Genomic DNA, 12,953 nt, shown 5'->3' on the forward strand with positions numbered 1-12,953 from the left:
GGGCCGGTGTACGGCGGTGGGGTTGGGCACGGAGGGTCGTCGGCGCCGGGCAGTCCGGTCAGCCGGCCGGTGTGCGTTGGTGGTGCCCGCCCGGCGGGTCCCGGTCCCGGGACCGAACAGGAGGCACAGCCTGTGGGCGGCACGGCGGATAAGGTTCGTCATGTCGGTCTGCTCCAAGTCAGGTCAGATCGGCCGCGCCCCGGGAGGTCTAGTCCACCTCGCCGGGGTTTTCGGCGTCGCACGGGCAGTCTTGCATCTAGGTGCGTTAGGTAGCAATAGGAAGCATAGGGTTGCATGCGGATGTTCCCGCATGTGGTGAGTCGCTACGAGGCGCCTTAGCGTGCATGCATGGCTGATGACCACGACTGGAGGCCCGACCCGGCGAGCCACGTCTACGTGTATCTCCAGGTTGTGCACCACATTGCCGAACAGATCCGGACGGGGCGTCTGCCCGTGGGGGCGCGGCTCCCTGCCGAGCGCGATCTCGCCGAGCAGTACGGCGTTGCCGTCAACACCGTCCGACGGGCTGTCCGCGACCTCCGCGATCAGGGCCTCGTCATCACGGTCCCGATCAAGGGCACGTTCGTTCGCGCCGAGCCGCCGTCACTCGACACCTTTGGCGAGGACACGGCCGCCGACTGACGCGACGCGGCCCTTCGACGTCGTCCGGCCGTACGAGCTGCTGTGCTAGCCGGTGGCCGAGTCCGGAACCGCCGGGATCACCCTCACGCCGGCCTCACGCAGGGCCCTACAGGTCGTGTCGTCTGCCGACGCGTTGGTGATGACCACATCCAGGTCCTCCGGATCGCAGATCTTCACCATGCCCGTTCCCGGGAACTTGCTCTCGTCGGCCAGGAGGACCACCTTGTCGCTGGCGGCGATCATGGCGCGTCTGGCGGGCACCTCTGCCACCGTGGTGTCCATGACCTGGCCTCCGGGGCGAAGGCCGCAAGCCCCCATGAACAGCCAGTCGGCATGGACCTGCCGGAGGTTGTCCTCGGTCACGAAACCGTCCAGCATGCGTGACTCGCGGATGACCATGCCCCCGAGCAACATCAGGTCGATGTTCTCGTCATCGATGAGCTCGTCGTAGACCGCGAGGTTGTTGGTTATCACCGTGAGTCGGCGACCACGCAGCTGAAGCGCCAGCCGGTGCACCGTCGTTCCGCTGTCGAGAATGACCGACTGACCGTCGTCGATCATCGTGGCCGCCCGGGCGGCGATCGCGTCCTTCTCCGTCACCTGCACCGCGGCGGACTCGTCGAAGGGCAGCTGGTCCTCCTCGACAACCGCTCCGCCATGCACCCTGGTGAGCAACCCGTCCCCCTCCAGTTTGAGGAGATCACGACGGATGGTCGCCGCACTGGCACCAAGCCGCTCGGCGAGATCGGTCACGGACGCGGTGCCGCTCGAGCGCAGGGCTCGCAGGATGAGTTGGTGTCGTCGTTCGGCCAGCACGCAACGGGACACTACACGTCGGCAGTCGGCGCAACCCGCCGACTGACAGCCGCAGTTGACCACCGCCCAGGCGGCCGTTCCTACGCGTCCGGCAAGGATGCCGCCAGATGCTCCCAGGCCGAGTGCACCGGTTCCCCCACGATGCCGAACTGGGTGAGGACCGCGACGCAGTGACCGTTCTCGTCGTCGAGTTCCAGGGAGGACGTGGGGCCGTGGGCGGCGGGGGAGCGGACGAGGTGGCAGGAGTGGACGGCGGGAAGGTCCAGCTCCAGGGAGGCGTTCGCCACCGCCGCACGTCGGGGCGGTCCGGCGTTCCGCAGGCCCGCGCCCCCGCCTCGACCGTGTCCGCCAGGCCCGCCAGCAGCCGGTCTCCCTCCGACAGCAGCCGGCCCTCGTGCACCGCACGGCCGGTCGCGTCGAGCAGGCGTACGGAGACCGCGTCCTCGGCGTCCCGGGCGACCACGGCCGCGGCCACCCCGGCGGCGTCCAGGCGCAGTGCGATCGAGCCCGGGTGGATCGCGAACGCCTCGCCGCGCAGGCTCGGTACCGCGTAGCTGCCCGCCTGGTCGAGTCGGGCGACCGGGCCGCCGGTGAGCGCCTGGACGTGGCGGAAGAGGGTCAGACTGCGGGCCAGTTCCGGCATCCGGGGGTCGATCAGCCGTGCGGTGCCGGTCCGTCGGCCGCGGCACGCCTCGAAGCCGCAGCCGTCGTGGTCGGGCATCGTCAGTACACGTCCCGTACGTAGCGCTTCGAGCGGCGCAGAGCGGCCAGGTACTCCGCCGCGTCGTCGTCGCCACGGCCGCGCTGCTCGGCGATCACGCCCAGCAGTGCCGCCTCGACGTCCTTCGCCATCCGGGAGGCGTCGCCGCAGACGTAGACGTGCGCGCCGTCCTCCAGCCACGCGTACAGCTCCCGCGACCGCTCCCGCATCCGCGTCTGGACGTACACCTTCTCGGCCTGGTCGCGGGAGAAGGCGAGGTCGAGTTCGGTGAGCGTGCCGAGTCGGCGCAACTCCGTCAGCTCGTCCTCGTACACGAAGTCCGTCTCACGGTGCCGGTCGCCGAAGAACAGCCAGTTGCGGCCGGAGGCCCCGCGCGCGGCCCGCTCGTGCAGGAAGCCGCGGAAGGGGGCGATGCCCGTGCCGGGGCCGATCATGACCATTGGGGCGTCGTCGTCGGCCGGGACGCCGAAGGCGGCGTTCGGCTGGAGGTAGACGCCCACCGTCGCGTCCGCGCCGATCCGGTCCGCCAGATACGTCGACGCCACGCCCCCGTACGTGCGTTGCCCGGAGTCGTAGCGGACCGACGCGACCGTGAGGTGGACGCTGCCGGGGTGCGCCAGCGGGCTCGACGAGATCGAGTACTGGCGGGCCTGCAACGGCCGGAGGAGGGGCAGGAGTTCGGCCAGGGACGGTGCCTCGGGGCCGGCGTCGCGCAGCAGGTCCAGTACGTCCCGGCCCCAGAGCCAGGAGTCCAGGTCCGAGCGGTCGCCGTGGGCGACGACCGAGGCCAGCTCGCTCGTGGGGGCCCGCTCCACGAGGTCGGCGATCAGTTCCTTCGACGGCGTGCGGATCTCGCGCTCGGTGCGCAGGAGTTCGGCCGTCTCCGCGTCGCCGCCCGCGTCCAGGTACGTCAGGAGGTCGCGCACCAGCGTCTCGTCGTTCAGCGGTACGACCGCCAGCGCGTCGCCCGCCTCGTAGGTGATGCCGCTGTCGCCGAGGTCGAACTCGTAGTGGCGGATCTCCTTCGCGCTGTGCGGGGAGGACAGGAGCCGGTTCGTGGTGAGGCGGGAGGGGTACGGGGTGCGCTTGTTCCACGGGGAGCGGGGGCGTGCGGGTGCCGCCGACGCCTCCGACGCCTTCGACACGGGGGCGCCCGTGCCCGCGCCGCCCGTCGCGCCGGTCTCCGCGGCCAGGCGCTCCAGTACCGCCGTCGTCCACCCCGCCGCCGGCTCCTCGAAGTCCACGTCGCAGTCGACGCGTTCGTGCAGTCGGGTCGCGCCCAGCTGCTCCAGCCGGGTGTCGATGAGCTTCGCGGCCTGGCAGAAGTCGTCGTAGCCACGGTCGCCGAGCCCGAGGACGGCGTAGCGGACGCCCTCCAGGCGCGGGGCGGTGTCGGACTGCAGCGCTTCCCAGAACAGCCCGGCGTTGTCGGGCATCTCGCCCTCGCCGTACGTCGAGGTGACGACGAGGACGTGGGACATCGCGGCGAGCGCCTCGGGGGTCACGTCGTCGAGCGCGGTGGTCCGGCCGCCGAGGCCTCGTGCGCGGGCGCCGGCGACGACGTCCTCGGCCACCAGCTCGGCGTTGCCGGTCTGGGTGCCGATCAGGACGTCGATCGTCGCCGCCGGTGCGTCGGAGCCCGCGCCCTGCCGGCGTCCGGCGGCCGCGACACCGGCGAGGAACCCGGCGAGCCACGCCTCCTGCTGGGCGGAGAACGGCGCGTCGGCCGGGATGAGGGAGCCGGTCGCGGGCAGGGCCGGGGGCAGCAGGGTCACGCGGTCACCGTCTCGGTCGGGGCCTGCGGGGCGAGGCGCGCGGCGATGTCGTCGAGCGCGGCGTTCGCGAGCAGTTCGTCGAACCGGGCGGCGCGTATGCGGCCCGCGTTCTTCGTGGTCTGGTGGACGATCCAGCCGGAGGTGCCGGGCGCGTCCACGCTGAGGTTGTTGCGCTGCTTCAGGGCGCGCTTGTAGTCGTCGAGCCGCAGAATCGCGATGAGCGTGGCGAGTTCGCCGTCGTCGAAGCGGTCGAGCGTGCCGCGCAGGTACTTCACGACCCGCTGCTTGACGAAGAAGTCCTCGGTGAGGATCAGGTTCCGGACGGCCTCGGCGACCTTCGGGTCGTCCGGGCCGCTCGCGCCGGGCACCCGCTGGAGCGCGAGGTCCTGCGCGACACCGAGCACCGTGTACGACGACAGCAGCGAGAACATGTCGTCGCTGCCCTGGTCGCCGAAGGCCGGGGCCCGGCCGCCGAGGACGGTACGGCGGTCGCGGTAGTCGACCTTGAACGCGCGCAGCTTGTCCGTCGCGATCGACGTCGCCAGCTCGTCCAACAGCTCGTTGCGGGTCGCCGCCGCGAGGATCTCACCGGCGTCCTGGTAGAGGAGCAGCGCGCGGGGCATCCCGCAGTACACGTGCTCCCGCTCGCTCGGCCAGTTCTCCAGCAGCCGGGCCGCGAGCGGCGAGCCGGTGGCCTCCACGTGCCAGGTCAGCAGCAGTCGTACGGCCTCCTCGTGGAAGGCGCCGTGCGCGGTGTCCGTCACCGGGAAGACGAGGAGAGAGTCGGCGCTCACCCGGCCCGGCAGCTCGCCGGAGGGGTCGTACTGGTAGAGGAACCCGCCGCTCATGCCGTTGCCGAGGCCCTTGCCGAAGCCGCCGAGGTTGAGGACGGTGCCGCCGGTCATGTACTCGCAGCCGAAGTCGCCGACTCCCTCGACGACCGCCGTCGCACCGGAGTTGCGCACGGCGAACCGGTCGCCCGCCTCGCCCTGGACGAACGTCCGGCCGCCGGTCGCGCCGAACAGGGCGAAGTTGCCGACGAGGACGTTGCCGCCGCGTTCGGTGCTGCCGCCGCCGGGGGCGCGGACGACGATCCGGCCGCCGCTCTGGCTCTTGCCGACGCCGTCGTTGGCGGTGCCGGTGTGTTCGAGGGTGATGCCGTCGTTGCAGAACACGCCGTACGACTGTCCGGCCGAGCCGGTGGTGCGGATGCGGACCGCGTCGTCGACGAGGCGGCGGCGGCCGCGGTCGTCGGTGGTGACGGCGGGCACGGCGCCTTCGAACTCGTGGTTGAGGAGGCGTTCCACATCGATGCCGAGCTGGCCGCCCACCGACTTGTCGCTGTTGCCGAGGCGGACGCCCTCGACGAGCAGGGACGGCTCGCGCCGGTCGAGGAGCGCCTCGCGGACCCGCTGGATCAGGGCGTCGTCGGTGGTGAAGTCCTTCTCCAGGTACTCCGGGTGCTCGACGATCTTCTCGGGCACGCGGGCGAGGAGACGGCGGACGTCCAGGCGGCCGACGCTCGCCGGGTGGTCGAGGAGCTGGAGCAGGTCCGTACGGCCCCGGGCCTCGCGCAGTGAGCGCAGGCCGAGGCGGGCGAGGATCTGGCGGACGTCGTGCGCGATGTTGAGGAGGTACTGGGCCAGGGCGCGCGGGTCGCCCTCGAAGACCTCCGGGTTGGTGGTGAGGCCGGCCGGGCACTTCACGTTGCAGTTCTTCGCCATGACGCAGCCGAGCATCATCAGCGCGGTGGTGCCGAACTCGAAGCTGTCGCCGCCGAGCAGGGCCGACCTGACGACGTCGCCGCCGGTCTGGTGGGCGCCGGAGCAGCGTAGGACGACCTTCTGGCGCAGGCCGTTGGCGACGAGCGCCTGGTGGACCTCGGCGACACCGATCTCCGCCGAACGCCCGGCGTACTTGAGGCTGGTGACGGCCGCCGCGCCCGTGCCGCCGGTGTTCCCGGCGACGTTGATGACGTCCGCGCCGGCCTTGGCGACGCCGACCGCGATGGTGCCGATGCCCTCTGAGGAGACCAGCTTGACGATCACCCGGACGCGGGCGGCCTTGCAGTCGTGGATGAGCTGGGCGAGGTCCTCGATGGAGTACGTGTCGTGGTGCGGGGGAGGGGAGATCAGCTCGATGCCGGGGGTGCCGCCACGGGCGGCGGCGATGTCCACGGTGACCTTCGGCGCGGGCAGCTGGCCGCCCTCGCCGGGCTTCGCGCCCTGCCCGATCTTGATCTCCAGCTCCTGGAGCATCGGGTCGGCGAGATAGCCCGCCCAGATGCCGAAGCGGCCGGAGGCGAACTGCTTGATCCGGGAGCCCCGGATGGTGCCGTACCGGGTGTGGTGCTCGCCGCCCTCACCGCTGTTCGACATCGCGCCGACCATGTTGGTGCCGTGCGCGACGGCCTCGTGTGCGGTCGCCACCAGCGCGCCGTGGCTCATCGCGCCGGAGGCGAGCGAGCGGGTGATCTCGTGCGCGGGCTGCACCTCGTCGAGCGGGACGCTGTCGGGGGCGCTGTCGAGGAGGGCGAGGAGGTGGGCGGCGGCGCCGGAGGCGGTGACCGTGACGCCGTCGGCGTCCACGGCGACGGTCCGTACGTCACCGAGGCGGGCGAGGCCGTCGGCGAGGGCCGCATGGCGCTCGGCTGCCTCGGGCCCCGGGGAGGTGAGGCGCAGGTGGACGCCGTCCGCCGTGACCGTCACAGCCATCCCGCGCACTGTGACGCTCGCGTTCCCGTCCGTGGAGAACCGGCCCAGCTCCCGGGCGAAGTCCTCGGCCGTACGCAGGCCCGTGACGTCGGCGGGCAGCGCGAGCACGTCCCGCAGCGCGGCCGGGCGGCGCGAGCGCTCCTCGTGCGTGGTCCGCAGGAAGGCGCGGTAGCCGGGGGTGATCCGGAACGCGTCGATCTCGGCGTCGCTGAGCGCGTCGTACCCGGTGTTCCGGTATGCGGCGTCGGTGATGCCGAACGCGTCGTCGAGCTGGCCGAGGGTGAGCAGGCGGAGCGCGTCGGAGTCGTCGGGCTTCCCGAACTCCGGCCGCTCCTCGACCATGTCGCCGAAGCCGCGCACGGCGGTGACGCCGAAGGAGTGCCCGGCGCCGTCCGACCTTTCCTTGAAGAGCCCCAGCAGCGGGATCTGCTGCTCGGTCCCGACCGTGCGGGCCCGCTCGTGCCAGTCCGTGGCTGCCTGCGCGATGCGGGCGAACCCGACGCCGCCGACCGGGGCCTCCATGTGCGGGAAGGCCTGGGCGAAGACGTCGTCGCGGGTGTCGAGGTAGTTCGGCTCGAAGAACTCGCCGCCGATGTAGCTCTCGGCGGTGCACAGACCGACACGGCCCATGGTCTTGGCGAGGGACTTCTCGGCCGCCTTGCGGAACTTGGCGAGCGCCCGGTCGGTCTCGGTGATCTCACCGGCCGGTGCCGCCGCGCTGGGGAACTTCTCTTCGGCGCGCAGCCGTGCGCTCAGGCTGTAGACGGCGGAGGCGCCGAAGCCGAGCGCGGTCGCGACGTGGTGCGAGGAGGCCAGCTGGCCGCTCTCCACGACGAGCGAGACGCGCAGCCGCAGCCCGGTCTCGATGAGCCGCTGGTTGACGGCCGCGACGGCGAGGATCACGGGCAGCGGGGCGCGCGTGGAGGAGACGGCCCGGTCGGTGAGCAGCGCGATGCCGCCCTGCTCGGCGGCGAACCGCTCGACGTCGTCGCAGAGCCGGTGCAGGGCCGAGCGGAGCGCGTCGGCGTTCGCGGTCTCGTCCCCGCCGACCGGGTCGTAGAGCATGGCGAAGCGCTCCAGCGGCACGATCCGCTGGTCCCGCAGCCGGACCATGTCGAGGTGTCCGAGCACGGGGGAGGAGACGACGAGCTGGCGGCCGTTGGTGGCGTGGGTGCCGTCGGGCTTCGGGCCGAGCGCGACCCGCATGCTCATGCCGTCGGCCTCGCGGATGCTGTCCAGCGGCGGGTTGGTGACCTGGGCGAACCGTTGCGAGAAGTACTTCGCCATGCCGCCCTCGGTGTCGCTGAGCGCGTTGATGGCGTTGCCGTAGCCCATCGCGGAGATCCGCTCCGAGCCGGTGGCGAGCATCGGGTCGAGCATGAACCGGAAGCTCTCCTGGTTCAGCGCGTACGCCACGTACCGGCCGGCGAGGCTCAGGTCGCCGTCGTAGCCGAGCGTGGTGGTGCCCCGGTAGTAGTCGGGGGCGGGCAGGTCGTCGAGGTGCACCCGGGCCGCGTCGAGCAGCTCGCCGTACGGGCGGCGCACGGCGAGGGCGTCGAGCACGTCACGGGTGCGCAGCACGCGTCCGGCGCGGTGGTCGACGACCAGCATGCCGCCGGCCTCGATGCGGCCCCGGTGCACGACCTCGTCGTCGGGGAACGCGACCTGGCCGGCCTCCGAGGCCACCATCAGGTACTCGGCGGTCTCGACCGTACGCAGCGGGCGCAGCCCGAGCCGGTCGAGGCGGGCGCCGACGACGTCGCCGTCGCTGAAGATGAGGGCGGCGGGGCCGTCGTTCTTCTCCTCGTAGAGGGAGAAGTACTCCAGCATGTCGCGGACGGGGGCGGGGAGCGTGCGGTCGTTCTCCCAGGCGGGCGGCATCAGCGAGACGACGGCCTCGACGAGGTCCAGGCCGTCGTCGAAGACGCGGCTCTGCAGGGTCTGGTCCAGGCGGCTGGAGTCGGACTGCCCCGGCGGACGCACGATGCTGCGGGTCCGGGCGCGCGCGAGGGCCTCGTCGGAGAGCCGGTTCTTGCGGTCGGTGTTCAGCTCGCCGTTGTGCGCCATCAGCCGGAACGGCTGCGCCATGGTCGGGTGCGGCTCGGTGTTCGTGGAGAACCGGGTGTGGAAGTACAGGGACCGCACGGAGTGGCGGGGGTCGGTGAGGTCGCGGAAGTACCCGACGATCTCACCGGAGTTGAGGCGGCCCTTGAGCACCTGGGTCCGCGCGCTGAGCGAGAGCGGGTACAGCCCGGCGTACGTGTCGGCGTCGGCGTAGGCGACGGCCTCGACGGCGAGCAGCGCGCGGTGGGCGGCCGCGTCGACGTCCTCGCGGGACCACTCCTGCGGGGCGCGGAACACCCATTGCACGATGGGCAGTTGGTACTGCTCGGCGGCGGGCCGGGCCACGCTGTGGTCGACGGGCACGTCCCGTACGAGCAGTGTCTCGAAGCCCTCCTCGGCGACGCACCGGCCGACGAGGTCGACCGCGTGGGCGCGGCGGTCCGGGTCGGTCGGCACGAAGCAGTTGGCGACGCCGAAGTGCCCGGCGCGCAGGTCCTCGCCGGTGAGCGCGGTGAAGAACTCCACCGACAGGTCGACGCTGACGCCCGCGCCGTCGCCGACGCCCTCGGCGGAGGTGCCGCCGCGGTGCGGGATGGCGCGGAGCGCCTCGTCGCCCTTGCGGATGACGTCATGGCTCGGCGTCCCGTCGAGGCGGGTGAGGAAGCCGACACCGCAGTCGCTGTGGTCGCGGGCGGGGTCGTACAGACCGACGGGCGTGGCAGATGCGAGATTCAAGGGCGGGTCCCGTGAGCGTGTTCCGGCTGGGGGCGCCTCCCAGGCCCTTGGGGACGGGGGAGGAACGGCCAGGCTGCGTCGGTGGAGCGCTCGCCGCGGGCGGACCGGTGTGGCGGCCGGGGCCCTGAGTGGTGCGATTGAACATAGTAAGGCTGGCCTAAATTCTCGGCAAGGGTGTGCTCTGCACGTATGTGCCGGGTGGCGTGTGCTGGGCGTCCTGGGTGATCTGTGCGTTTTTGCGCTTTTCTGTCGGGTTCCGTGTCCCGCCTTTGTCTGCTGAGCGCCCTGGCCCGCCTTTGTCTGCCGAGCGCCGTGCCCCGCCTATATCCGCCGAGCGCCGTGTTCCGCCTTTGTCTGCCGAGCGCCGTGTCGCCGCACGGGCCGGTCGTGGTCCCGGTCGTCGGAGCCCTCTCAACCTCCTTGTGCATGAGTCGAGTTGTGGCCGTCCTGCCGTGCCACTTGCGTGCCGTACCGGGGCGTCCCGTACTCCCGGAGGCAGTGGAAGCCGCTCGCCGGGCGGGGCGCCGGACCCAGTCGCGCCGAACCGGTGCGAGCCCCTCCGAATCGTGCTGCCCCTCGCGTACATCCAAGACCGTGTCGCGTGCGTCTTACAAGGAAGTCCGCTGCCCGCAAGGGAAGTTCAGGCGCAGCTCGTCGTCAACGGAGGATCTGATGCAACGTCGCCTCGTCATCTCGGCCGTCACCACAGCCCTGTGCGCCACCACGCTCGTCGGCACCGCCACGTCAGCCTCCGCCGCCCCCCAGGCCGTCGACTGCCGCAAGGTGAAGTGTGTCGCCCTGACCTTCGACGACGGGCCGGTCAAGGACACCCAGCGGCTGCTGGGCCTCCTCAACGACCGGAACGTCAGAGCGACGTTCTACGCCGTCGGCACGAACGTCCAGAAGAACCCGGCGACGGTGCGTGCCGCGTCGCAGGCCGGCCACCAGATAGGCAACCACAGCTGGGACCACGCGAACCTGACCAAGCTCAGCGCCGCGAAGGTAAAGTCGCAGCTCTCCCGCACGGACACGGCGATCAAGCAGGCGACCGGCAAGAAGCCCACCACCTTCCGCGCCCCCTACGGCGCCCACAACGCGACCGTGCGTTCGGCCGCCGGGCGGCCCCTGGTGCACTGGAGCGTCGACACCCTCGACTGGAAGTACAAGGACTCGGCCCGGCTCGTGAAGTACGTCAACGCGGAGACCAGGCCCGGCGACATCGTCCTCATGCACGACATCCACAAGACGACGGTCGACGCGGTGCCGGGCATCATCAAGGCCCTCAAGGCCCGCGGCTTCCACTTCGTCACGGTCGACCAGCTCTTCGCCCCCACCAAGCTCCCCATCAACAAGGTCACCTACCACAACCGCGCCGCATACCGCCCCTGACCAGCGCCTTCACCAGGACGGCCCGTACGACCGGTACGACTGCGGAGCGGGGAGCGGTGCGACAGCACCACGAGCATCGGTACGGGCAGCGGGTGCAGGCGTGCTGCAGGCAATGCTGCAGGCGGTAGTCGACACGGGTGCGCCGCCCCCACGGCGCACCGCATTTCCACCCCACCCGCCCCACCAGTCTCTGCAATCATTCGTGTTCGTTCCGTTGACACCTCGCACATCCCCTCCTAATGTCTCGCCAATATGCCGACCATGTGACGAGATTTCGAACGGTTGAAAGGCACGTGCCCGCGTATCACCGGAAGCAGCACCCACGTGGTCGGAACGGCGTGACGCCGCCCGACCCGCGTGGCGGCGCGCTCCGGCAGCGGAGTCGGAACAGCCTTCGTGTGGCGAGCTCCCGACGACCCGGCCGGCCCCTCGTGGTCCGCCGGGCCGCCCGGCGGATGCTCCCCGGGGCCACCCGACCCGCTCCGCCGCCCTCCCGCAGTCATCCGGCGCGCCGTCACCCTGCCCACGACGACCAGAACGGGAAATGACCACCATGCGCAACCGAAGAGCCGTCCTCGCAGCCCTCGCCGGAGCGACCTCCCTCGCTCTCACCGTGTCCGCCTGCGGCGGCGAGGCCGGCGAGGCCGCTTCCGAGGGCGGCACGATCGGTATCGCCATGCCGACCCGGGCCTCCGAGCGCTGGCTCACCGACGGCAAGAGCGTCGTGGCCGACCTGGAAGGCAAGGGGTACAAAGCCGAACTGGTCTACGGCGACGACGATCCGAAGGCCCAGGTCGCGCAGATCGAGAAACTGATCAAGCAGCGTGTGGACGCCCTCATCATCGCGGCCATCGACAACAAGTCCCTCAACGGCGTACTCAAGCAGGCCGAGGCCGCGAACATCCCGGTGATCTCCTACGACCGGCTCATCCTCGGTACCAAGGACGTCGACTACTACGTCTCGTTCGACAACGAGCAGGTCGGCCGCCTCCAGGCCCGGCACATCATCGACAAGCTCGGCCTCGACGACGGCAAGGGCCCGTTCAACATCGAGCTGTTCGCCGGCTCCCCGGACGACAACAACACCAAGTACTTCTACGACGGCGCGATGCACCTCCTCCAGCCGTACCTGGACAACAAGCAGTTGGTGGTCCGGTCCGGCGAGACCGACATGGACCAGATCACCACCCTGCGCTGGGACGGGCCGACCGCGCAGAAGCGGATGACCAAGGTCCTCGCCGAGTCGTACCGGACCGAGAAGGTCGACGCGGTCCTGTCGCCGTACGACGGCATCTCCATCGGCGTCATCAACGCCCTGAAGGCGGACGGCTACGGCACCGCCGGCAACCCCCTGCCCGTCATCACGGGCCAGGACGCCGAACTGGCCTCGGTGAAGTCGATCATCGCGGGCGAGCAGTCGCAGACCATCTACAAGGACCTCAGGCAACTCGCCGAGCGGGCCGCGGACATGGCCGACGACATCCTCAACGGCGACACCCCCGAGCTGAACAACAGGCGCGCCTACAAGAACGGCGTCAAGGCCGTACCCGCGTACCTCCTCCAGCCGATCAGCGTCGACAAGTCCAACTACGAGTACATCCTGCTCGGCAGCGACTACTACACGGCCGAAGACCTGGAGTGACCGGTGTGGCCCGGATCACTCCGGAAGCCCGATGACCTTTCCCGTCCCCGCCGGTCATGACCTGTGAGAACGAGCGCCCACGAGGACTGGAAAGGACGCGACGCCATGACCGCACCCGTGTGAGGCCCCGCCAGCTACTTCCCCTCTATCGAGAAGAAGTACGGCCGTCCGATCGCTGAGTGGAAGGACCTGATCCGGTCCTCGCCGCTGACCCGGCACATGGAACTCGTCGCCTGGCTCAAGAGCGAACACGGCCTCGGGCACGGCCACGCCAACGCGCTGGTGGCCCACACGCTCGCCGAACGGTCCGAGGGCTGAACCGGGCGCCCCTGACGCCGCGTTCCCTGTCAGCAGGGGCGGTCTCTTAAACAACTTGGACCGTGCGAAGAAACGCCTTAGTGTGAGTACTGGGGGCTCCGGAATCAAAACAAAAAAAACAAAAAACAGAAAAATGA

Annotated in this window: 9 protein-coding genes; 5 read left to right on the plus strand and 4 right to left on the minus strand. The window is 70.7% G+C overall.

The annotated features are described in order from the left end of the window. The first annotated feature begins 348 nt into the window (after positions 1-348). Positions 349-642 (plus strand): winged helix-turn-helix domain-containing protein, encoded by a 294-nt coding sequence (locus P1P70_RS29460; protein WP_319243047.1) that lies wholly within the window; start codon positions 349-351, stop codon positions 640-642. A 45-nt stretch (positions 643-687) separates the two neighbouring features. On the opposite strand, the gene P1P70_RS29465 is transcribed toward P1P70_RS29460, so the two are convergent. Both P1P70_RS29465 and P1P70_RS29470 read right to left on the minus strand, forming a co-directional pair. Further along, positions 688-1,458 (minus strand): DeoR/GlpR family DNA-binding transcription regulator, encoded by a 771-nt coding sequence (locus P1P70_RS29465; protein WP_319243065.1) that lies wholly within the window; start codon positions 1,456-1,458, stop codon positions 688-690. Between the two features lie 80 nt (positions 1,459-1,538). After that, positions 1,539-1,745 (minus strand): hypothetical protein, encoded by a 207-nt coding sequence (locus P1P70_RS29470; protein ID WP_319243050.1) that lies wholly within the window; start codon positions 1,743-1,745, stop codon positions 1,539-1,541. 107 nt (positions 1,746-1,852) lie between these two features. Here P1P70_RS29470 and P1P70_RS29475 point away from each other — a divergent pair, with 107 nt between their 5' ends. Then, positions 1,853-2,203, plus strand: coding sequence for a hypothetical protein (locus P1P70_RS29475; protein WP_319243053.1), 351 nt, complete (start codon positions 1,853-1,855; stop codon positions 2,201-2,203). Here P1P70_RS29475 and P1P70_RS29480 read toward each other — a convergent pair. Further along, positions 2,182-3,954, minus strand: coding sequence for a sulfite reductase flavoprotein subunit alpha (locus P1P70_RS29480; protein ID WP_319243055.1), 1,773 nt, complete (start codon positions 3,952-3,954; stop codon positions 2,182-2,184). The genes P1P70_RS29475 and P1P70_RS29480 overlap by 22 nt on opposite strands. Further along, positions 3,951-9,467 carry a glutamate synthase-related protein gene (locus P1P70_RS29485; protein WP_319243058.1) on the minus strand — a complete coding sequence of 1,839 codons (5,517 nt, stop codon included), beginning with the start codon at positions 9,465-9,467 and terminating at the stop codon, positions 3,951-3,953. The genes P1P70_RS29480 and P1P70_RS29485 overlap by 4 nt, the downstream gene beginning before the upstream one ends. Before the next feature lie 672 nt (positions 9,468-10,139). Here P1P70_RS29485 and P1P70_RS29490 point away from each other — a divergent pair. From P1P70_RS29490 to P1P70_RS29500, 3 genes are all read left to right on the plus strand, one after another. Next, a complete protein-coding gene (locus P1P70_RS29490; protein ID WP_319243060.1) occupies positions 10,140-10,856 on the plus strand; it encodes a polysaccharide deacetylase family protein in 717 nt (238 codons plus the stop codon). A gap of 553 nt (positions 10,857-11,409) precedes the next feature. Beyond that, on the plus strand, positions 11,410-12,498 hold the full coding sequence (chvE, locus tag P1P70_RS29495) for a multiple monosaccharide ABC transporter substrate-binding protein (protein ID WP_319243063.1): 1,089 nt from the start codon (positions 11,410-11,412) through the stop codon (positions 12,496-12,498). 147 nt (positions 12,499-12,645) lie between these two features. Then, entirely contained in the window at positions 12,646-12,816 is a 171-nt protein-coding gene (locus P1P70_RS29500) for a DUF4287 domain-containing protein (protein ID WP_413471567.1), read from the plus strand. Positions 12,817-12,953: the final 137 nt, after the last annotated feature.

Origin of the sequence: Streptomyces sp. MB09-02B (assembly GCF_033794485.1) — a bacterium.
GTDB lineage: Bacteria > Actinomycetota > Actinomycetes > Streptomycetales > Streptomycetaceae > Streptomyces.